Source organism: Pseudomonas sp. C11 (assembly GCF_034683865.1).
GTDB lineage: Bacteria > Pseudomonadota > Gammaproteobacteria > Pseudomonadales > Pseudomonadaceae > Aquipseudomonas.
The window spans coordinates 16,556-37,897 of sequence record NZ_JAWIIP010000017.1 but is presented as its reverse complement, the minus strand read 5'-3'; the positions used below and the strand labels follow the sequence as shown (position 1 = coordinate 37,897).

Here is a 21,342-nt window from a genome sequence, read left to right as displayed (position 1 = left end):
CTGCCGCTCCAAGGAGGTGCCATGCCCGATGCCCTGCAGTTGCTGCTCAACTTCGCCAGCGCCCTGGCTGCAGGGCTATTGATCGGTGCCGAGCGCGGTTGGCAGGAACGCAATCACGACGATGCGCGCCTGGCGGCAGGCATCCGTACCTTTGGCCTAGCCGGGCTGCTCGGTGGCTTCGCCATGTTGCTCGGCGAGCGCTTCGGCGTACTGGCCTGGGCCGCCATGTTCATCGGTTTCACGGCGCTGGTGCTGGCGTCCTATATCGGCGATCTGATTCAGCGTCAGGAGCTGGGCATGACCAGCGAGGTGGCGTTGCTGATCACCTTCGCCCTTGGCAGTCTGGCGGTTGCAGACCAGGCCTCGCTGGCAGCTGCCGGGGCGGTGGCGGTGGCCTTGTTGCTGAGTCTCAAACGTACGCTGCATGGCGCCTTGCAGCATCTGAGTGAAAACGAACTGCTCGGCGCCCTGAAGCTGCTGTTCATCTCCCTGGTGCTGTTGCCTGCCCTGCCCGATCAGGGCTATGGCCCCTGGGACGTGTTCAATCCATACGTGATCTGGTGGATGGTGGTGGCCATCGCCGCCATCGGTTTTGCCGCCTACGTCGCCATCCGCCTGGTGGGCACGCGCCACGGCCTGCTGATCACGGCGCTGCTCGGCGGGATCGTCTCCTCCACCGCCATGACCCTCACCCTGGCACGCCTGCAGGGCGAACGCCAGCTGCTGGCGCTGCTCGCCTGCGGCTTGCTGGCGACCTCGGCGCTGATGTTTCCCCGGGTGTTGCTGGAGGTGGGGCTGGTCAATCACAGCCTGCTCATGCAGTTGGCCTGGCCGCTGCTCAGCGCCGCGCTGGTCTACGCGGGCGGCGCCCTGCTTTTCTATCGCCTGGCCGGGCGCGAGCCAGCCAACGCCGGCGAGCCACCGCTGAAGAACCCATTCGAGCTGGCACCCGCACTGCGCTTCGCAGCCCTGTTGCTGCTCATCCTGTCCCTCGTCGAGGCCGCCCAACATGGCGTAGGCGATGCTGGCGTGTATCTGGTGGCGCTGCTCTCAGGGTTGGCGGACGTCGACGCCATCACCCTATCGCTGGCCCGCAGCGCCTCGGGGGAACTGGATCCGCAGGTGGCTGTGCGCGGCATCTTTCTCGCGGCGTTGAGCAACAGCCTGGTCAAGGGCGGGCTGATCGCCCTGATCGGCGGGCGCCACCTGGCCATCCGCACATTGCCGATCATGGCGCTCGGCCTGCTCATCGGAGCCAGCACACTGCTCCTGCTCTGAGCGGCTGTCCACTCACCCGAACCAAGGGCTGGACTTGCCTCCGCCCAAGCGGTGCGCATCGTCCCTGATTTGCCCGCAGAGCCGCGTGCCAGAGCCGTTGTAGCGCTGCGGTTACGGCTCCACACGCTCATCCCGATGGCTAGGCAAGCCAGGCATTGGGCACAACAATGCCGGCGAGCGTTCTCCCCCCCACCCCTTGCGCGGAGCCGAGCATGTCGAGCTTTCCCCACAACCGAGCCGAGTGGACTGCAGCGTGAACACAGCACTGGCGCGACCTCTACAGCCCATGCGGCGCCTGATCGTACGTGGCGACGGCGTGGATCTGGCGGTGCAATGCTGGGGTCGGACTGGCGCGACACCCTTGTTGCTGGTGCACGGCTACCCGGATCAGCATGGTGTGTGGCTGCCGTTGATCAATGCGCTGGCCGCCGACTTCCAGCTGATCACCTATGACGTGCGCGGTTTCGGCACCTCGGACAAGCCTCGCCAGCGCCAGGCCTACCGCCTGCAGCACCTGGCACGCGACCTCGAAGCGGTGATCCTGGCCACCAGCCCGGATCGCCCCGTGCACCTGGTCGCGCACGACTGGGGCTCGATCCAGGCCTGGGAGGCGGTGACCGAACCGCATATGCAGCCCTTGCTGGCGTCCTATACCAGCCTGTCCGGCCCTTGCCTGGATCATGTCGGTCACTGGCTGCGCGAGCGCCTGGGCCAACGCCGCCTGCGCCCCTGGCTGCAAGCGGGCGGGCAATTGCTCAGTTCCTGGTACATCGCCTTCTTCCATCTGCCACTGCTGCCCGAGCTGAGCTGGCGTCTGGGCCTGGATCGCGCCTGGCCCTGGCTGTTGCGCCAGTTCGAAGGTGTCGAAGCGCCACACCGCTCAGCCAGCCAGCGCGCCGATGGCATGCATGGCGTGCAGCTGTATCGCGCCAATTTCCTCGACTGCCTGCTCAGGCCGCGACGGCGCTCGACCCGGGTACCGGTACAGTTGATCGTGGCGCGCCATGATCGCTTCGTAAGGCCGCAACTGTTCGAGGACTTGCAGCAGTGGGCGCCGCTGTTGACCCGACGCGAGATCGCCGCCGGCCACTGGCAGCCATTGGCCAAGCCTCATGAGTTGGCCGGCTGGCTGCGTGACTATGTCGGGCAATTGGAAGGCCGTGGTACCTGCGAGCGGCCGGCACGGGCCATGACGAGCTAGGTTCTGTACGAAAAGTGCCTGCACTCGGTGATGCTTCGTTAAAAACAGGCTGGAACGCCAGCCCGGTCGAATGCTCATTTACAGCTCGTAAACTCGAATGCGAGCCCAGTCCGTTCCTAACCTGTTTTTGCGGGGCCGCCATCGGTATCGCCTGACCTTCGCTCGACGACTTTTCGTACAGAGCCTAGTCTGGCAACTCGTCCAGCGCCGGCAGGTCGGCCGAGCGCTCGAGCAGGTCAGCCGGCAGGTTCTTGCTCGCGCGGGCGCCCAGCAAGCGCAGGTTCTCGACTCGCCCGACCAGATTACCGCGCCCATCGACCAGCTTGTTGCGGGCGGCGCCATAGGCTTTGTCCAGTTGCTGCAGGCGGCTGCCCATTTCGTCGAGGTCGGCGATGAAGGCCACGAACTTGTCGTAGAGCTGGCCGGCACGCTCGGCGATCTCACGGGCGTTCTGCCCCTGACGCTCCTGGCGCCAGAGGCTGTCGATCACGCGCAGGGTCGCCAGCAGGGTGGTCGGGCTGACGATCACCACCTGCTGCTCGAAAGCTTCCTGGAACAGATCCGGCTCGGCCTGCAGGGCTGTGGCGAAGGCGGCTTCGATGGGCACGAAGAGCAGCACGAAATCCAGACTGTGCAAGCCTTCCAGGCGCTGGTAATCCTTGCCGGAAAGTCCTTTGAGGTGGCTGCGCAACGACACCAGGTGCTGGCGCAGCGCCTGCTGGCGGCTGGCTTCATCCTCGGCCGCGACGAACTGCTGATAGGCGCTGAGGCTGACCTTGGCGTCGACGATCACCTGGCGATCACCCGGCAGATTGACCAGCACATCCGGCTGGTAACGCTCGCCACTGGCGCTCTTCAGGCTGACCTGGGTGCGGTATTCGCGGCCCTTCTCCAGGCCGGCGTGCTCCAGCACCCGCTCCAGCACCAGCTCGCCCCAGTTGCCCTGGGTCTTCTGCCCTTTCAGGGCGCGGGTCAGGTTGGTGGCCTCATCGCCCAGGCGCTGGTTGAGCTGTTGCAGGCGCTCCAGCTCCTTGCCGAGGGAGAAACGCTCGCGCGCTTCCTGCTGGTAGCTCTCGTCGACGCGCTTCTCGAAGGCCTGGATGCGCTCCTTGAGCGGGTCGAGCAATTGCCCGAGGCGCTGCTGGCTGGTCTCGGCGAAACGCTGCTCGCGCTCGTCGAAGATCTTCGTCGCCAGCTCGGAGAACTGCGCACGCAACTCATCACGCGCGCCCTGCAGATCATCCAGGCGCTGTTGCTGGTTCTCGCGATTTTCCTGCAGCTCGGCGGACAGCGCCGCACATTCGGCGGTCAGTCGGCGCAGCTCGGCCTCGCTGCGCTCGCGCTGCTGGTTCCAGGATTGCGCCGCCTCACGGGCGATCTGCCGCTCCTGCTGCAGCAATTCATTCTCGCGGCGCAGGCCGGCCAGTTCGGTCTGTTGCTCGACCTTGATCTCACTGACCTCGGCCAGCTCGGCGCGGCAGGCATCGAGTTGGGCGAGCAGGCCGGCCTGGCTCAGCTGGGCATGCTCCAGGCGCTCCTGCAACAACGCCTGCTCGCTCTGCTCATGGCCAATGCGGCGCTGCAACGACCAGACAGCAGCCAACAGCGGAACCAGTGCGACGGTGACGCCAATGACGAGGGAAAGGGGATCGACGGGCATAGACACTCCATGTTTGAGCGCCGGGAGTATACCCAGCCGGCCTCGTGCATGGGGCCAGCACGGCTCAGCGCGACAGGCGATCCAGCTCCTGCTGGGCACCGGAGTCGCCGGCGCGGGCAGCCTGACGCAGCAATTCCAGGCCGATGCGGCGATCACGGGTGTTGCCGCAATCACGGCACAGCAGTTGGCCGAGGCGGCTTTGCGCCTGCACGCAGCCTTTGCGCGCCGGTTGCTTGAGCAGGTTGCCGGCGATGCGTTTGACACTGGGCGCCTGACCCAGGCGCGGGCGGTCGAGCAGCCACAGCGCGACACGCATGGGCAGACGGGCACGGTTGGAACGCGTTACGGACGATGGAGCTGGTAGAGCGCGAGGCATAAATAAAGGGGGGGTTGCTGCCGGGGCGCGCCACTCTACTCCTTTTTTCGCCAAGGTAAAGACTTGCCAGACGGCCCGACTCGCGTTCCAGAGCGCTTGCTTGGCACAATCCACAGAACCTGTGGATAACTCCGTGAACAACTTGGGCGAAAGGCGCTTGAAGGCCGATGAAATGGGGCTTCCAGACAAACTGTCGATTTTTTCACCAATGAAAAAATTGCATATTTTTCATTGACTTATTGAGGCTCCACGAAAAATCAAACGGTTACGACACTTTCTGACAGTGACATGACAGGCTGCGCCGCCATTGTGCACAAGTCTGTGCGGCAAATCCGCGCAGCGCTCTGTTTCAGGGCATAGGAGGGCTTTTGCTGATCGTTCAGGCAGGCTGTGGCAGCCGTCCCTGCACCAGAAACTGCTCGCGGTAAAACAGACGAGGCTGATCCGGTGCCTGGGCATGTTTGAAGGCCACGTAGTCGGCCATGGTTTCGCACAGCCAGGGGGTCAGATTGCGTGGTTTCTTCTCGGCGAAGGCCGAAGGTGTATACAGCGCGACATTACTGCCGCCGACCGGGCAGCGCGCCGAGCGAAACTGGAACGCCTGCACCTCGGCTGCGCGCATGGCCATGCCAATGGCCTGAGTCGCTCGGTAATCGCTGGGGTGCGCCAGCACTGCCTGGTGTTCACTGAAAGGTGGCAGCTGCAATTGAATGCCACGCTCGACGCGGTAACGCGCCTCGAAGGTGGAATGCTCGGAGACGATGCGCCCGCTGGGCGGCGGGCTGGCCATGCCGGCCCACAGCACGAAGCGGTAATAGGCGGCTTCGGCCAGCACCGTTTCCAGGCGCTGCGCGGCATAGAACAGGCTGGGCTCATGCACGCTGCCGAAGCGCGACCCCCACCGTAGCGGCGGATAACGAAACGGCGTTTTCAGCAGGTAATGCAGCGGCTCGCTACCGGCCGGCAAAGGCGGCTTGCTGCCTTCCAGCAACTCCTCGAGCAGGGCCTGCTCGGCCAGGTTATCCACCAGTTGCAGGGTCGCCACCTGCACCTGGCTCTCCACCATGCGCAACAAGGTGCCGCCCAACGGGCGAATCTGTCGCTCGCCCTCACATGCCTGCCAGATGTCCATGGCCATGCCGCCCCTCATCACAGCTTGCCGCGTATCGCGTCGAGGTATTCCACCACCCGCACCAGGCCCTGCACCTGCCCCATCAGCTGCAGCGGTACGCCGGCCAGATGGTGGTTCTCGGTGCGCAAGAAATGGCGCATGTCCTGCTGGTTGCCGCCGAACAGGGCGAACAGGGCGCGGTACACGCGAATCAACAGCAGGGCCAGTTCACCGCTCTTGCTCTGTGGGCGTAGACCACCCTCTCCCCAGCGGCTGATGGCACTGCGGTGCACACCGACGATGGCAGCCAGTTCCTGCTGGGTCAGGCCCAGTTGTTCACGGGTATTGAGCAGCGCCTTGGCCAATACGGCGTCGGCATCCGGCAACTGCTGGCTGATGGCACTCATGCTCATCTCCTACGTCTGTTTCAATCAATACTAGCTCATAAAGTTGCATTTTCACAAAGCAGAATCCCCCTGGCCTGGCACTCATCAGCCCCTTGGGGTACCGTCGCCGGAAATCCGCTCAAGAGGACAAGGAATGGGCAGCCGGCGACTCTGGCTGAGAAGCCTGGCAGGACTGCTGGTCATGCTGGTGGGGCTCGGTAGCTACGCCAGCTACCGCCTGCAGCGCCTGCTGGACGAGCAAGGCCTGCAGCTCGACTGGCGCAGCCTTGGCCCGACGCTGCACGGTGTGCGGATGCATGACCTGACGCTGCGACGCCTGGACGGCAGCCTGCAGGTGCACGCCGGCCAGGCTCAATGGCAACTGTGGCCGCGCTCGCGCCTGCTGCTCGACGATCTGCAACTGGATCTGCAACCAGCCTCGCCGCAAATGCAGGACAGCAGCACCGCTCTCGACTGGCAGTCGCTGGTCAAAGCGCTCGCCTGGCTGCCGAGCCAGATCCAGCTACAGCGCTTCACCGCCCTGCTGCCCTGCGCCAGCGGCCGCTGCCTGCTCGAAGGCGACCTGGAACTGTCGCATCGTGAAGATACCTTGCACCTACACACTCACCTACTGCGTGGCGAGCACGACGCCGAACTGGACGCCACGCTACAGGGGCTGCAGCCCGCCGCCCTGAGCGCCCGCCATCTGTCGGCGGAACTGCGGCTCGACGGCCAGGCGCAACTGCAACTGGACACGCGGGTGCAGCGTCGTGACGAGCACCTGCAGTGGCAGGGACGGCTCAATACGCCGGGCACCACCGATATTGCCTGGTTCGTCGCCTGGCTGGGCGAGTGGTCGCTGCTCGATACCCAATCGTTGAGCAACCTGCCGCAACAAGCGGCGCTCAATGCGCAGTGGCAGGTACAGCTCGATGCAGCCAACCCCCTGCAACAGCTATTGGCGTCACCCGGCTGGCTGAATCTGGATGCACGCCTGCCGCAGCCCTGGCCGGTGCCGGCAATGGGCCTGCTCAGCGGCGCGCTGACACTGAACCTGATCAACGACAGCGGGCGCTGGCAAGCGCACCGCGCCGAGGGCGAATTGCAGCTCGATCCGCAGGGCACCCCTTGGCTAGCCGACGTCACCCAGGGACTGCAACCCGGCTTGCTGACGCTCGCTCTGGCCGCGCTACCGGCAACAGAAGACGCCAACCTCGGTGTACACCTGCAACTGACCAGCCAGGGATCGTTGCATTTGCAAGGCGAAGCCACGTTGCTACTCGGACAGCAGCCGGACTGGTCGCTGCAGATCGCCGCTGCACGCCTGCAGGCAAGTAGCGAGCGCCTGAGCCTGGCAGACGGCCAGCTCGACAAGGCCGGCGTTGACCTGCAATTGAGCGGCAAACTCGATGCACAGCAACTGAGCCTGCAACTGTTGCCAGACTCACGCCTGCAGATCCAACGCCTGCAAGTCGAAGGCATCAAGGCGCAACGCCTGGCGGTCGCGCTGAGTGGTCTGCATATCGGGGGGACGCCGCAAGCCCCCGAACTGCTGGGGCCACTGCAGTTCAGCATCGGCGACCTGCAACACGCAGCGCTGCACACCCAGGGTTGGCAATGGCAAAGCCAGCTACAGGCCAATCTCCAGGCTCAGTCACTGCAGGGCCCGCTACTGGCCGACTCCGGCCTGCAACTGGAACTGCACCTGCAGCGTGAACAGTCCGGCAAGCTGCAGCTGGACGCACGCCTCGACGAGCTGTTCCTGCGCGCCGGCAACCCGTTGCCAACCACTCTGGCCGACTGGCCACCGCTGCTGACGCTGGACAATGGCCGCCTGCAGGGCAGCGCCCGCCTCGACCTGACCAGCGGGCAACCGCTGCGCCTGAAGGCCGAGCTGGTCGCCAAGGGCCTCGCCGGCATCTATGACCGCAGCACCTTGAGCGGCCTCGACGCCACCCTGCAGTTGAACCAGCAGGGCCAGAAACTGAATCTGCAACTACCGAGCCTCAGCGCCCGCGAAATCAACCCCGGCATCGCCCTTGGCCCGCTGCATCTGCAGGGCGAATACCAGGCTGCGGCGAGCGCCCCGGCACGTGGCAACGTCCACCTGCAACGTGCCGATCTGGGTGTGCTCGGCGGCCAGCTCAGCCTGGATGCCGCTCAGTGGGATCTGGCGCAGCCTGAACAGGTGCTGCCGCTGAAACTCAGCGGCCTGGATCTGCAGACGCTGTTTCGCGTCTACCCTGCCGAAGGCCTGGCCGGCAGTGGGCGACTCGATGGCACCCTGCCCTTGCGCCTGGGCCAGGGCATCAGCATCGAGCAGGGCCATATCGAGGCGCGCGCGCCCGGTGGACAGCTCAGCTTTCACTCGCCACGCATTCGCGCCATGGGCCAGGCCAACCCCGGCATGAAGCTGGTCACCGATGCGCTGGAAGACTTCCACTACGACCTGCTCAGCAGTAGCCTCGACTACCAACCGTCCGGCACACTGCGTCTCGGTATGCGCCTGCACGGGCAAAACCCCGCTATCGAGCAGGGCCGGCCGATTCACTTCAGCATCAACCTGGAAGAAGACATTCCAACCCTGCTGGCCAGCCTGCAACTGACCGACAAGGTCAGTGACATCATCCAGCAACGGATTCAGCAACGGATGCGCCAGCGTGTCCCCCATGAAAACAAGGAGTAGCGCCATGCCTTTGTGCCGCTTGCTCGCAGTCCTCGGCCTGGGGCTGTCGATACTGGCCTGCACCCCGACCGTGCAATTGGCCATGCCCAACGAGCCGATCAACATCAACCTCAACGTCAAGGTCGAGCACGAGATCTACATCAAGGTGGACAAGGCGCTGGACAACGTATTCAACGAAGACAGCGGCCTGTTCTGAGCCCGGTCACCCACAGACTCCAAGGAGAGAGACGATGATGCGATACCTGTCGACCCTGCTGCTGGCGCTGACCCTGAGCTTGCCGGCCTATGCGCTGAACCTCAACCAGGCCATGAGCGCCCTGGGCGACGCCAAGGCCAGCGGCCAACTGGGCGAGCAGCCCAACGGCTACCTCGGCGTGGTCAAGCCAGGCGCTCAGGCCGAGGAGATTGCCCGCCTGATCAACCAGGCACGGCGCGCCGAATACCAGAAGGTGGCCAAGGACAACGGCATCGCACTTGGCGACGTCGAAGCCATTGCTGGCAAGAAAGCCCTCGAGCGTACGCCCAAGGGCCAGTTCATCCAGCTGAACGGCCAGTGGGTGCAGAAATAACGCCCAGGCCAACCGCAGAAACGAAAGAACCCGCCGAGGCGGGTTCTTTTTTGCGAGAGCGGCGATCAGGCGCCAGCTTTGCTCACGGCATCCTTGATCAGGGTCTGCAGCTCGCCCTTCTCGTACATCTCGGAGAGGATGTCGCTACCGCCGACCAGCTCACCACCCACCCACAGCTGCGGGAAGGTCGGCCAGTTGGCGTACTTGGGCAGGTTGGCGCGGATTTCCGGATTCTGCAGGATGTCGACGTAAGCGAACTTCTCGCCGCAGCCCATCACAGCCTGTGCAGCACGGGCGGAAAAGCCACACTGCGGGGCGTTGGGCGAGCCTTTCATGTACAGCAGAACGGTGTTGTTGGCGATCTGCTCTTTGATGGTTTCGATGATATCCATGGGGCACCTCAGCATAGACTTCGCGACCCGACGGTCGCCACGGTGGCGCGATTGTAGCGAAAAGCCGAGCACAATGCTCGGCCTTGCCGTCGCCACCTTGCCTTAATACGACCCCGGATCAGGCAGCCACTACCTCAACCGGTACGCCATTGAGCACTGCATTACCTGACAGCTCATCGAGCTGGCGCTCGTCGGTCAGGTCGTTGGCGCTGGCGCCAGGTTGGGCACGCGCGATATCCATCTGCACGCCGGGGCGAGCATGCCCCCAGCCGTGCGGCAAACTGACCACACCGGCCATCACCTCGTCGCTGGCCGCCACTTCCACCTCGATGCTGCCAACACGTGAGCGCACCTGCACACGCTGACCATCGGTCAGGCCACGGCTGGCCAGATCCGTCGGGTTCATCAGCAACTGATGACGCGGCTTGCCCTTCACCAGGCGGTGATAGTTGTGCATCCAGGAATTGTTGCTGCGCACATGGCGGCGGCCGATCAGCAGCAGCTCATGCTCGCCCGGCTGCTCCTGCTCGGCAAAACGCGCAAGATCGGCCAGCAACAACTCAGGAGCAGTCTGCACGGTCTTGCTCGAGGTTTTCAGGCGAGCGGCCAGGTTCGGCTGCAGTGGCCCCAGGTCGAGCCCGTGCGGATGTTCGCGCAGCGCCGCCAGGCTGAGCTTGTGCTCGCTGCGATCACCATAGGGGCCGAAGCGCAGGCCCATATCGATCATCTGCTCCGGCGCCATGGTCGGTTTCAGCTCGAGGTTGTTGCGCGCCGCGAATGCCTTGGCCAGACCCACGAAGATTTCCCAGTCGTGCAGCGCACCGTCCGGCTTGGCCAGCACCGCCTCGTTGAAACGAGTGACATTGCGCACCGCGAACACATTGAAGGTGGTGTCGTAGTGATCATGTTCCAGCGGCGCGGTCGGCGGCAGGATCAGGTCGGCATGACGCGTCGTCTCGTTGATGTAGAAATCCACCGACAGCATGAAGTCCAGGCCGTCCAGCGCCTGTTCCAACTGGCGACCGTTGGGTGTGGACAGCACCGGGTTGCCGGCCACCGTGACCAGCGCCCGAATCTGCCCCTCACCCGGCGTCAGCATCTCCTCGGCCAGTGCCGAGACCGGCAGTTCGCCGCCATATTCCGGCAGGCCGGACACGCGGCTCTGCCAGCGATTGAAATGCCCACCCGAGGTGCTGGCGACCAGATCCACCGCCGGCGAGGTACACAGCACACCGCCCACGCGATCGAGATTGCCGGTGACCAGGTTGATCACCTGCACCAGCCACTGGCACAGGGTACCGAAGGCCTGAGTGGAGACGCCCATGCGCCCGTAGCACACCGCCTTGTCGGCAGCGGCGAAGTCACGCGCCAGTTGGCGGATGCTGTGCGCCGGCACGCCACAACGGGCGCTCATGGCCTCGGCGGGGAACCCGGCGATGGCGGCACGCACCTGCTCCAGCCCCTCGACCGGCAAGTGACTGGTACGGGTCAACCCCTCCTCGAACAGGGTATTGAGCATGCCCAGCAGCAAGGCAGCATCGCTGCCGGGCCGTACGAACAGATGCTGATCGGCGATAGCGGCCGTTTCGCTGCGCCGTGGGTCGACCACCACCACCTTGCCGCCACGGGCCTGGATGGCCTTCAGACGCTTCTCCACATCCGGCACGGTCATGATGCTGCCATTGGACGCCAGCGGATTGCCGCCGAGGATCAGCATGAAATCGGTGTGATCGATGTCGGGAATCGGGATCAGCAAACCATGGCCGTACATGAGGTAGCTGGTAAGGTGGTGGGGCAACTGATCCACCGAGGTAGCGGAGAAACGGCTGCGGGTTTTCAGCAGACCGAGGAAATAGTTGCTGTGGGTCATCAGCCCATAGTTATGCACGCTGGGGTTGCCCTGATAGACCGCCACGGCGTTCGCGCCGTGTTCAGCCTGGATCGCACTCAGGCGTTCAGCGACCAACGCGAAGGCGTCATCCCAGGCAATAGCGTGCCACTGCTCACCAATGCGGCGCATGGGTTGGCGGATACGGTCGGGATCGTGCTGGATGTCTTGCAGGGCCACGGCCTTGGGGCAGATGTGACCACGGCTGAAACTGTCCTGAGGATCGCCCTTGATCGAGCGAATCTGCGTGCTGCCGTCAGGCTGGGTTTCGGTTTCGATGGCGAGGCCGCAGATGGCTTCGCACAAATGGCATGCACGGTAATGGAGGGACTTGGTCATGGCCTGGCCTCTTGTTCTGATCCGAGACGACCGGTCAGGTCGCAGGTCTAGAACTATGGGCCGGGCGAGACGACGACGCCAGCAGCGTTCGTCTCATGAATCGGCAGGCATCAAGCCTGCCGATTCAGGCAATTACCGATCCGATCAACGGATGGAGGTAACGGTGCCTTTCTTGCCGGTAACGCTGACGTTAACGGTCTTGAATACGAAGTAATCCTGAACGTTCACTTCGTAACGCGGGGCGACGATTACGTCAGCACCCGAGGCCTTGACTGCCTTGTAAGCAGCTGCGGACTTGGCGGAAGCGACCGGATCCAGACCCAGCGCGAAACCACCCTCGCCACCACCGTAGGTCACGCCGTCGGCGAACTGAGTGTCGCCACCCAGCTTCAGAACACCGAACAGGATGTTCACAGAGGATTGACCGGAGATGGATTCGCCGACCTTGACGTCTGCCTTCAGGTTAGTTTCAACATCACCGCCCAGGGGCAGAGTGGGTTGGCTAACGTTCTGGCTGGCACAGCCAGTCAGCAGGGCGAGAGCGGAGAAGGCTGCGGCGTAGGCTACGTGTTTCATGCAAAACTCCTTTGCACAATTTTTCCATGGGTACCCCATTACGGGGGCAATGCATTGCCTTGGAAAGGCGGCGCAATCCTAGAAGCGCGCGCTAGAGCGGCGCAAGCGAGAATGTCAGTTTTGTGACATCTCGCACGCGCCTTTGGGAAAAGGCTTACAAAACAGGAATTTGTCGGTTATGGGGCGGCAATTTGCGCCGTCTCGTCATTTCCTTATAAGATCGCGCCTCCCCCTGTTTCGTCGCATCCTGCGGCCTCTTGCCGCAAGTTTCGCCGTTTTCAGCGGTTACGCCGAAGGCCCAAACTTGCGAACTGTAGTCATATAGGTAGTTAACGATGAGCGTCAGACACTTTCTCTCGATGATGGATTACACACCGGACGAACTGGTGGGGCTGATCCGCCGAGCCATCGAGCTGAAGGATCTGCGCAATCGCGGCGTGCTGTTCGAGCCGCTGAAGAATCGCGTGCTGGGCATGATCTTCGAGAAGGCCTCGACCCGCACTCGCCTGTCCTTCGAGGCCGGCATGATCCAGCTCGGCGGCCAGGCCATCTTCCTTTCGCCACGCGATACCCAGTTGGGCCGTGGCGAGCCGATCGGCGACGCTGCCATCGTCATGTCGAGCATGCTCGATGCCGTGATGATCCGCACCTTCGCCCACAGCAACCTCACCGAGTTCGCCGCCAAATCCAGAGTACCGGTGATCAATGGCCTGTCCGATGACCTGCACCCCTGCCAGTTGCTGGCCGACATGCAGACCTTCCTCGAGCACCGCGGCAGCATCGCTGGCAAGACGGTGGCCTGGATCGGCGACGGCAACAATATGTGCAATTCCTACATCGAGTCGGCGATCCAGTTCGACTTCCAGTTGAAGGTCGCCTGCCCAGAAGGCTACGAACCGGATGCGCGCTTCCTGGCCCTGGCCGGTGACCGCGTGCAGGTCGTGCGTGACCCGCGCGAAGCCGTGGCCGGCGCTCATCTGGTCAGCACCGACGTGTGGGCCTCGATGGGCCAGGAAGACGAAGCCGAGCAGCGCATGGCGCTGTTCCGCCCCTATCAGGTCACCCCTGCCCTGCTCGATCTCGCCGCCGATGACGTGCTGTTCATGCACTGCCTGCCGGCGCACCGTGGCGAAGAAATCAGCGTCGACCTGCTCGATGATCCGCGCTCGGTCGCCTGGAATCAGGCCGAGAACCGCCTGCACGCGCAGAAGGCGCTGCTGGAGCTGCTGGTCGAGCCGGCGTACCACCACGCATGAGTGTATTGCTGCAGCTGCGCGGGCTGAGCTGCGGCTACCACGCGCACACCGTGGTGCAGAAACTCGATCTGCACCTCAACGCCGGCGATATCGGCTGCTTGCTCGGCCCCTCCGGCTGCGGCAAGACCACCACCTTGCGTGCCATCGCTGGCTTCGAGCCGATCCTGACGGGTGAGATCGAACTGGGTGGCGAGATCATCTCTCGTCCCGGCTTCACCCTGGCACCGGAGAAACGCCGCATCGGCATGGTGTTTCAGGACTATGCCCTCTTCCCGCACCTGAACGTGGCGCAGAACGTCGCCTTCGGCATCCGCCAGCAAGCGGACGCCGAGCGCGTCACCCAGGAACTGCTCGATCTGGTCAAGCTCGGCCATCTGGCCAAGCGCTACCCACACGAGCTGTCTGGCGGTCAGCAACAGCGTGTCGCCCTGGCTCGCGCGCTGGCACCCTCACCGCAACTGTTGCTGCTCGACGAGCCCTTCTCCAATCTCGATGGCGAACTGCGCCGACGCCTGAGCCATGAGGTGCGCGAGATTCTCAAGGCGCGCGGCACCAGCGCCATTCTGGTCACCCATGATCAGGAAGAAGCCTTCGCCGTCAGCGATCACGTCGGCGTATTCAAAAGCGGCCACCTGGAGCAGTGGGACACCCCCTTCAACCTCTACCATGAGCCGCTGACACCTTTCGTCGCCAGCTTCATCGGCCAGGGCTACTTCATCCGTGGCCAACTGCGCAGCCCGGACACGGTGCAGACCGAACTGGGCGAGATCCGTGGCAACCGCGCCTATACCTGGGCAACAGGCAGCGCGGTCGACGTACTGCTGCGCCCGGACGACATCGTGCCGGACGAAGGCAGCGCACTGAAGGCGCGCATCGTCGGCAAGACCTTCCTCGGCGCCGCCACCCTGTATCGCCTGCAACTGCCCACCGGCAGCCAGCTGGAGTCGATCTTCCCCAGCCATGCCGACCATCAGCCGGGCGACGAAGTGGGAATCCGCATCGCCGCCGACCATCTGGTGGCGTTCCCGGCTCAGGGCAGCGTGGCCGCCCAGATCAGCCTCGGCGAGCCCAGCGGCGTACGCCGGGCCAGCAGCGACTGAGCGTCAGACGAACAACTGACCGCTGGCAACATGCCAGGCATGCCCGGCGATCTTCACCCGCTCACCCTGCAGTTGGCAGTGCAGCTCGCCACCACGCGCCGAGCACTGGAAGGCGTTGAAGCGCTCACGCCCAAGCTGCTCGGCCCAGTAAGGCACCAGCATGCAGTGCGTCGAGCCGGTCACCGGGTCTTCGTTGATACCGATAGCCGGGGCGAAATAACGCGAGACGAAATCATGCCGCTCACCTGGCGCAGTGATCAGCACACCGAGTCCCGGCAGGGCCGCCAGCGCCTGCAGGTCAGGCTCGAATGTGCGCACCTCTGCCTCGCTGCTCAGCACGGCCATCAACTCCTGCACGCTACCGTCGGGATTGAGCAATGCGCGAATCTCGCGCGCCGGACGGCCCAGCGCCGCCTCGACATCGGCCTGTAGCGCAGGCGTCACCGGCACGGTCGGGCGTACCGGGAAATCCAGCTCCAGGCGCTCGCCCTGACGGGTCACGCGCAGCGATCCGGACAGGCAGGTAAAGTCCAGCGACTCGCCGGGTTCGTCATACAGATCGAACAGCACCTTGGCGGTCGCCAGCGTGGCATGCCCACATAGCGGCACTTCACTGCCGGGGGTGAACCAGCGGATATGCCAGACGTCGCCCTCCTTCACCACGAAGGCGGTTTCCGCCAGGTTGTGTTCGGCGGCGATACGCTGCATCCGGGCGTCATCGAGCCAGCTATCCAGGCGGTAGACCATGGCAGGATTACCGGCGAAGGGCTGGTCGGTGAAGGCATCGATCTGATGAAAGTCGAGGGGCATGGGCAGCGGTTCCTGGCTGAAAGACAAGTCGACCGAGCTTGCCTGCAAGCCAGCGCGCAAACCAGACACAGCTGGCGCATAACAGTTGGATCAGCGCATGCTGCTCACGCCGTAACGGCTCATCAGCGCCTGCAGGCGACCATCGGCCTGAAAGCGCTGCAGCCCCTGCTCGAAAAGCCGCGCATAGTCGGCGCTTCGCGGCAGGCGCGGCGAAAAGGCGAGATAGATGGGGATATCACCCTGTCGGCAGCCCACCTCGACAATTTCATTGAACAGATGACGCTCGGCGAGCACGGCCTCCATCACCCAGGCGTTCTCCACCAGTACATCGACGCGCCCGCGACGCAGCTTGCGCAGGTTGGTGGCCAGGGCCTTATCACCTATCACCAGTTGCACCTGGGGCGATTGCAGATGACGGTTCAGATACAGATCCAGCTCGGCACCGTAGCTGTAGCCGTTGATCGCCCCCAGGCGCCGCTGCCCCAAGGATTCCAAGCCCTGATAACGCCACGAATCGCCACGCAGGGCGTAGAAACACATGCGCGAGAGCCCCGGGGCGGTCGGCGTGAAGACGAAGTCAGGCGCATCCTGCACACCGGCGCCGATGACCGCACCCAGGCGCCCACTGCGAGTATCGGCGACGGCCCGCGCCCAATTGAGCACGCGGTATTCGACCTCGATACCCGACTCAGCGAAAATCTGCTGCGCCAATTCGACGAAGATTCCCGGGCGCTCGGCATCGGCTGCGCAGTTGACCGGGCACCACAGGTCACCGGCGATAACCAGGGTTTCGGCACGCAAGGTGCCGGCGCTCAGCAGCCATAGCATCGCCAGCAGCCAGGCGCGCATGGCTCTGCTCAGCCGCCGCTGCGCACGCGCTGCACGGCATCCAGCCAACCGGCGTACAGGCGTCCTCGCGTGGCCTCGTCCATCTTCGGCTCGAAGCGTTGCTGGCGATGCCAGTGGCGGGCAATGGCGTCGAGATCGGCGTACAAGCCCAACTGCAGACCAGCCAGGTAGGCCACGCCGAGCGCAGTGGTCTCGGTCACCTCAGGCCGCTCGACACTGACGCCGAGGATGTCGGCAAGAAACTGCATGACCCAGTTGTTCTCCACCATGCCGCCATCTACGCGCAAGGCGCTGGGCGCGGCCGCACCGTCCTGGCGCATGGCTTCGAGCAGATCGAGAGTCTGGTAGCACACCGATTGCAGACCGGCAGTGACGATCTCCTTGATCCCGGTATCACGAGTCAGACCGAAGATCGCACCGCGCGCCTTGGGATCCCAGTACGGCGCACCGAGACCGGTGAAGGCCGGCACCAGGTAGACACCACATGCCTCGCCAGTGGCTTCGGCCAGCGCTTCGCTATCGCGAGCATGGCCAATCAGCTTGATCCCATCGCGCAACCATTGCACGGCCGCGCCCGCTACGAAAATGCTGCCCTCGACCGCATAGGTAACCTTGCCACCGAGGCGGTAACCAACCGTAGTGAGCAGACGATTCTTCGAGCTGACCGGCTCGCTGCCGGTGTTTTGAATCATGAAGCAGCCCGTGCCATAGGTGCTCTTGACCATGCCTGGCTGGAAACAGGCCTGGCCGATCAAGGCGGCCTGCTGATCACCCGCCATGCCCAGCACGGCAATGGACGAACCGAGCAGCTCGGCATCGGTATGGCCGAACTCGGCGGCGCAGTCGAGCACCTCAGGCAGCAGGCTGGCGGGGATGTCGAACAGCTCCAGCAGCTTGTCATCCCACTGCTGGGTATGGATGTTGAACATCAGCGTGCGCGAGGCATTGCTGGCATCGGTGCGGTGCACCTTGCCACCGGTCAGACGCCAGAGCAGGAAGCTGTCGACGGTGCCGAAGCGCAGCTCACCGCGTTCGGCCCGCTGGCGCGCACCCGGTACGTTCTCGAGGATCCAGCGCAGCTTGGTGGCGGAGAAATAGGGGTCGATCAGCAAACCCGTACGCGCCGTGACGTCGGCCTCGTGGCCATCGGCCTTGAGGCGCGCGCAATAGTCGGCGGTGCGACGATCCTGCCAGACGATGGCCGGATGAATGGCCTCGCCGCTGCTGGCATCCCACACCAGGGTGGTTTCCCGCTGATTGGTGATACCGATGCCGGCGATGGCCTGACTGCTCAGCCCACTGCTGACGATGGCGCTGCGACAGACCTCGAGGGTGGACGTCCAGATCTCCTCGGCATCGTGCTCGACCCAGCCATCCTGCGGAAAAAACTGCCGGAACTCCTGCTGCGCGCGGGCCACCGGCCGCCCTTCGCGATCGAAGACGATGGCGCGCGAGCTGGTGGTGCCCTGATCGATGGCTAACAGGTAGTGAGACATGGCATTTCCTTGTTGTTATCGGCAACGTTCGCCGCTTTTGCCTACATGTTGAATCATTCTGAGGGGCAGCATAACCCGCTGTTCAAGCCTTGCCGATAGCAGCGAATTGTCCCTGCGTGTGCAGGGCCAGGGTTTCGGCCGCCAGTTCCAGCTCCAGTCCGCGGCGGCCGCCGCTGACATGGATGGTTGGGTACAACCGGGCCGACTCGTCGATGAAGGTGCGCAGACGCTTCTTCTGCCCCAATGGGCTGATGCCTCCGACCAGGTAACCGGTCGCCCGCTGTGCGGCTGCCGGGTCGGCCATATCCGCCTTCTTCGCACCGGCCGCACTGGCCAGCGCCTTCAGGTCGAGGGTGCCGGCCACCGGCACCACCGCCACCAGCAGCTCGCCCTTCTCGGTGGCGGCGAGCAGCGTCTTGAACACCGTTTCCGGCGCCAGCCCCAGTTTTTCCGCTGCTTCCAGCCCGTAGGACGGCGCCTTGGGGTCATGCTGGTAGCTGTGCACACGGTGTTCGGCCTTGGCCTTCTTCAACAGATCGATTGCAGGCGTCATGTTCGAATGTGAAAACGCGAGGGAAGATGCCTTACAGTAGCAGGCGGAAAACGCCCATCGCTACACCCTATAATGGGCAACCCTCACAGGAAGCGCTCATGAACCTCGCTCCGCGCCAGCACGACATCCTCAATCTCGCCCGCGAACGCGGCTATGTCAGCATCGACGAACTGGCACAGGCCTTCGCCGTCACGCCGCAGACCATCCGCCGCGATATCAACCAGTTGGCCGAGCATGGCTTGCTGCGACGCACTCACGGCGGTGCGGCCTGCGAGGCTTCGAGCATCCAGAACACCGCCTACGGCATGCGTGCCGGACAGATGCGGGAGGAGAAACAGCGCATCGCCGAAGCCGTGGCAGCGCAGATCCCTGATCATGCCTCGCTGTTCATCAACATCGGCACCACCACCGAAGCCATCGCTCGCGAGCTGCAGAACCACAAGGGCCTGAAGATCATCACCAACAACCTGCATGTCGCCGCCCAACTCAGTGCCAAGGCGGACTTCGAAGTGCTGGTGGCCGGCGGCACGGTGCGCGGCGATGGCGGCATCGTCGGCCAGGCAGCGGTGGATTTCATCCAGCAGTTCAAGGTCGACTACGCCATCGTCGGCATCAGTGGCATCGACGAAGACGGCAGCCTGCTCGACTTCGACTATCAGGAAGTGCGCGTCTCCCAAGCCATCATCGACAATGCCCGGCAGGTTTTCCTGGCTGCCGACTCGAGCAAGTTCGGCCGCAACGCCGTGGTACGCCTGGGCTCCATCACCCTGGTCGACCGCGTCTTCACCGATAGCGAGCCACCCAGCGCGGTGCAACGCCTGCTGCGGGCCAACAAGGTTCAGCTCGACCTGGTTTGATTGACGAAGGTTTCAAGTAGGGCTGGCGCAACCCGCCATCAACACGCCGGCGGGTTGCACCCGCCCCACAGCAAACCCATCCCTTGACTACCGCTCGGCGCGTCACTGTGCAGCCGACTGGCGGAAGCGCACATCTTCGTCTAGCATATTTTCGAAAGTGAACATCACTACATTCGAATTCAATAGCCGAGCGTGCCGCCATGCCTCACGACCATCTCGCCAGCCCAGTTGCAGAAGTCTATGACCTCGCCGTCGTCGGCGGTGGTATCAATGGTGTGGGGATCGCCGCCGATGCGGCGGGTCGAGGGCTATCCGTGTTCCTTTGCGAAAAGGACGACCTGGCCAGCCATACCTCCTCGGCCAGCAGCAAGCTGATCCATGGCGGCCTGCGCTATCTGGAGCATCACGAATTTCGCCTGGTGCGCGAGGCTCTGGCCGAGCGCGAAGTATTGCTGGCCAAGGCGCCGCACATCGTCAAACCCATGCGCTTCGTCCTGCCGCACCGCCCGCACCTGCGCCCGGCCTGGATGATCCGCGCCGGGCTTTTCCTCTATGACCACCTGGGCAAGCGCGAACGTCTACCAAGTTCGCGAGGCCTGCGCTTCGGTGCCGGCAGCCCGCTGAAGCGCGAGATCACCCGCGGTTTCGAATACTCCGACTGCTGGGTGGACGACGCCCGCCTGGTGGTGCTCAACGCCATGGCCGCACGCGAGCACGGCGCACACATTCACCCGCGCACGCGCTGCGTCAGCGCCAGGCGCAGCAAGGGCCTCTGGCATGTGCATCTGGAGCGTGCCGATGGCAGCTTGTTCTCGATCCGCGCGCGTGGCCTGGTCAATGCCGCCGGCCCCTGGGTCGCGCGTCTGCTGCGCGAAGACTTCAAGCAGCAATCGCCTTATGGCATCCGTTTGATCCAGGGCAGCCATATCGTGGTGCCCAAGCTCTACGAGGGCGAACAGGCCTATATCCTGCAGAACGAGGATCGCCGCATCGTCTTCGCCATTCCCTACCTGGAGCGCTTCACCCTGATCGGCACGACTGATCGCGAGTACCAGGGCGACCCGGCCAAGGTGACGATCACCGCCGAGGAGACCGACTACCTGCTCAAGGTGGTCAACGACCATTTCCGCAAGCAGCTTGCGCGTGACGATGTGCTGCACAGCTTCGCCGGGGTGCGCCCGCTGTGCGATGACGAATCCGACGAACCCTCGGCGATTACCCGTGACTACACCCTGTCGCTGGCCGGCGCTCCGGGCGAAGCGCCGCTGTTGTCGGTATTCGGCGGCAAGCTGACCACCTATCGCAAGCTGGCTGAATCGGCGATGAAACTGCTGCAACCGAGCTTTGCCCACATGGGCGGTAGCTGGACGGCCAGTGCCACGCTGCCTGGCGGCGAGCAGATGCAGGACGTTGCCAGCCTCAGCGAAGCGCTGAGCGCGCGTTTCGGCTGGCTACCAAGCCCCTTGGCTCAGCGCTGGGCCAGCAGCTACGGCAGCCGGGCCTGGCGCCTGCTCGAAGGCGTGAACAACCTGACCGACCTCGGCGAACACCTGGGCGCAGGGCTCTATACCCGCGAAGTGGACTATCTCTGCCGCGAGGAATGGGCGCGCAGCAGCAGCGATATCCTCTGGCGGCGCAGCAAGCTCGGCCTGTTCATGAACCCCGGTCAGCAAACGCGCCTGCAGCAGTACCTGCAACAGCATCACCCCTCCGCCGTGGCGGCCTGACGACTTCTTGCGTACACCCAGGCCCTGCTCAGCGGGGCTTTTTATCGCGCGGCAGAAATTATTTTTTCTGTCATCTTTCGCCGTTTTTGACGCGGCGCGCCCTGCCCCGTTTTATTTGTTATTTGAATTCAGATACTTGCGCTTCGATGCGGAATCTAAACATTCTTATTCAGTTTTATTTTCGCTTATCTTTCAAATACTTAGGTTTGACAGTTGGTAGAACGAGGCTGAA

20 protein-coding genes are annotated in these 21,342 nt (G+C 63.8%); 9 read left to right on the top strand and 11 right to left on the bottom strand.

Translation table 11 applies throughout. The features are described 5' to 3' along the window. The first annotated feature begins 21 nt into the window (after positions 1–21). Complete coding sequence (locus VC352_RS22070) at positions 22–1,278, top strand: MgtC/SapB family protein (protein ID WP_322981649.1); 1,257 nt, start codon at positions 22–24, stop codon at positions 1,276–1,278. A 253-nt stretch (positions 1,279–1,531) separates the two neighbouring features. Further along, positions 1,532–2,479: an alpha/beta fold hydrolase gene (locus VC352_RS22065; RefSeq protein ID WP_322981648.1), complete on the top strand. Its 948-nt coding sequence runs from the start codon at positions 1,532–1,534 to the stop codon at positions 2,477–2,479. 184 nt (positions 2,480–2,663) lie between these two features. Here VC352_RS22065 and rmuC read toward each other — a convergent pair whose 3' ends face one another. The 4 genes from rmuC to VC352_RS22045 form a co-directional block, all read right to left on the bottom strand. Further along, complete coding sequence (rmuC, locus tag VC352_RS22060; protein ID WP_322981726.1) at positions 2,664–4,025, bottom strand: DNA recombination protein RmuC; 1,362 nt, start codon at positions 4,023–4,025, stop codon at positions 2,664–2,666. A gap of 178 nt (positions 4,026–4,203) precedes the next feature. Continuing rightward, positions 4,204–4,455 (bottom strand): sel1 repeat family protein, encoded by a 252-nt coding sequence (locus VC352_RS22055; protein ID WP_322981647.1) that lies wholly within the window; start codon positions 4,453–4,455, stop codon positions 4,204–4,206. Positions 4,456–4,894: 439 nt separating this feature from the next. Beyond that, entirely contained in the window at positions 4,895–5,647 is a 753-nt protein-coding gene (locus VC352_RS22050; protein WP_322981725.1) for an RES family NAD+ phosphorylase, read from the bottom strand. A gap of 17 nt (positions 5,648–5,664) precedes the next feature. After that, positions 5,665–6,033 carry an antitoxin Xre/MbcA/ParS toxin-binding domain-containing protein gene (locus VC352_RS22045; RefSeq protein WP_322981646.1) on the bottom strand — a complete coding sequence of 123 codons (369 nt, stop codon included), beginning with the start codon at positions 6,031–6,033 and terminating at the stop codon, positions 5,665–5,667. Between the two features lie 181 nt (positions 6,034–6,214). Here VC352_RS22045 and VC352_RS22040 point away from each other — a divergent pair, with 181 nt between their 5' ends. From VC352_RS22040 to VC352_RS22030, 3 genes are read left to right on the top strand one after another with little or no spacing between them, the layout of a single operon-like run. Then, positions 6,215–8,698, top strand: coding sequence for a YdbH domain-containing protein (locus tag VC352_RS22040; RefSeq protein WP_322981645.1), 2,484 nt, complete (start codon positions 6,215–6,217; stop codon positions 8,696–8,698). Positions 8,699–8,702: 4 nt separating this feature from the next. Beyond that, positions 8,703–8,894 carry a YnbE family lipoprotein gene (locus VC352_RS22035; RefSeq protein WP_322981644.1) on the top strand — a complete coding sequence of 64 codons (192 nt, stop codon included), beginning with the start codon at positions 8,703–8,705 and terminating at the stop codon, positions 8,892–8,894. Between the two features lie 34 nt (positions 8,895–8,928). Further along, positions 8,929–9,267, top strand: coding sequence for a YdbL family protein (locus tag VC352_RS22030; protein WP_322981643.1), 339 nt, complete (start codon positions 8,929–8,931; stop codon positions 9,265–9,267). A gap of 65 nt (positions 9,268–9,332) precedes the next feature. Here the strand turns inward: VC352_RS22030 and grxD are convergent, their stop codons facing one another. The 3 genes from grxD to VC352_RS22015 form a co-directional block, all read right to left on the bottom strand. Then, positions 9,333–9,659, bottom strand: coding sequence for a Grx4 family monothiol glutaredoxin (grxD, locus tag VC352_RS22025; protein ID WP_322981642.1), 327 nt, complete (start codon positions 9,657–9,659; stop codon positions 9,333–9,335). Between the two features lie 118 nt (positions 9,660–9,777). Further along, positions 9,778–11,886, bottom strand: a complete 2,109-nt coding sequence (locus VC352_RS22020; protein WP_322981641.1) for a molybdopterin oxidoreductase family protein — start codon at positions 11,884–11,886, stop codon at positions 9,778–9,780. A gap of 144 nt (positions 11,887–12,030) precedes the next feature. Next, the gene (locus VC352_RS22015; protein WP_037049308.1) at positions 12,031–12,462 is read right to left on the bottom strand and encodes a hypothetical protein; all 432 of its coding nucleotides are present in this window, start codon (positions 12,460–12,462) and stop codon (positions 12,031–12,033) included. A gap of 335 nt (positions 12,463–12,797) precedes the next feature. Here VC352_RS22015 and argF point away from each other — a divergent pair, with 335 nt between their 5' ends. Both argF and VC352_RS22005 read left to right on the top strand, forming a co-directional pair. Then, positions 12,798–13,718, top strand: coding sequence for an ornithine carbamoyltransferase (gene argF / locus VC352_RS22010; protein WP_322981640.1), 921 nt, complete (start codon positions 12,798–12,800; stop codon positions 13,716–13,718). Beyond that, entirely contained in the window at positions 13,715–14,818 is a 1,104-nt protein-coding gene (locus VC352_RS22005; RefSeq protein WP_322981639.1) for an ABC transporter ATP-binding protein, read from the top strand. The genes argF and VC352_RS22005 overlap by 4 nt, the downstream gene beginning before the upstream one ends. 3 nt (positions 14,819–14,821) lie before the next feature. On the opposite strand, the gene VC352_RS22000 is transcribed toward VC352_RS22005, so the two are convergent. The 4 genes from VC352_RS22000 to ybaK all read right to left on the bottom strand — a co-directional run bounded on the left by VC352_RS22000 (position 14,822) and on the right by ybaK (position 18,526). Beyond that, the gene (locus VC352_RS22000; protein WP_322981638.1) at positions 14,822–15,628 is read right to left on the bottom strand and encodes a PhzF family phenazine biosynthesis protein; all 807 of its coding nucleotides are present in this window, start codon (positions 15,626–15,628) and stop codon (positions 14,822–14,824) included. A gap of 90 nt (positions 15,629–15,718) precedes the next feature. Then, positions 15,719–16,477 carry a transporter substrate-binding domain-containing protein gene (locus VC352_RS21995; RefSeq protein ID WP_322981637.1) on the bottom strand — a complete coding sequence of 253 codons (759 nt, stop codon included), beginning with the start codon at positions 16,475–16,477 and terminating at the stop codon, positions 15,719–15,721. A gap of 8 nt (positions 16,478–16,485) precedes the next feature. Further along, complete coding sequence (gene glpK / locus VC352_RS21990) at positions 16,486–17,973, bottom strand: glycerol kinase GlpK (RefSeq protein ID WP_322981636.1); 1,488 nt, start codon at positions 17,971–17,973, stop codon at positions 16,486–16,488. A gap of 82 nt (positions 17,974–18,055) precedes the next feature. Next, positions 18,056–18,526, bottom strand: coding sequence for a Cys-tRNA(Pro) deacylase (gene ybaK / locus VC352_RS21985; protein WP_322981635.1), 471 nt, complete (start codon positions 18,524–18,526; stop codon positions 18,056–18,058). Positions 18,527–18,624: 98 nt separating this feature from the next. On the opposite strand from ybaK, the gene VC352_RS21980 reads away from it, so the two are divergent. Both VC352_RS21980 and glpD read left to right on the top strand, forming a co-directional pair. Continuing rightward, positions 18,625–19,383, top strand: coding sequence for a DeoR/GlpR family DNA-binding transcription regulator (locus tag VC352_RS21980; protein WP_322981634.1), 759 nt, complete (start codon positions 18,625–18,627; stop codon positions 19,381–19,383). 200 nt (positions 19,384–19,583) lie between these two features. Beyond that, positions 19,584–21,110, top strand: a complete 1,527-nt coding sequence (gene glpD, locus VC352_RS21975; RefSeq protein WP_322981633.1) for a glycerol-3-phosphate dehydrogenase — start codon at positions 19,584–19,586, stop codon at positions 21,108–21,110. The last annotated feature ends 232 nt before the right edge of the window (positions 21,111–21,342 follow it).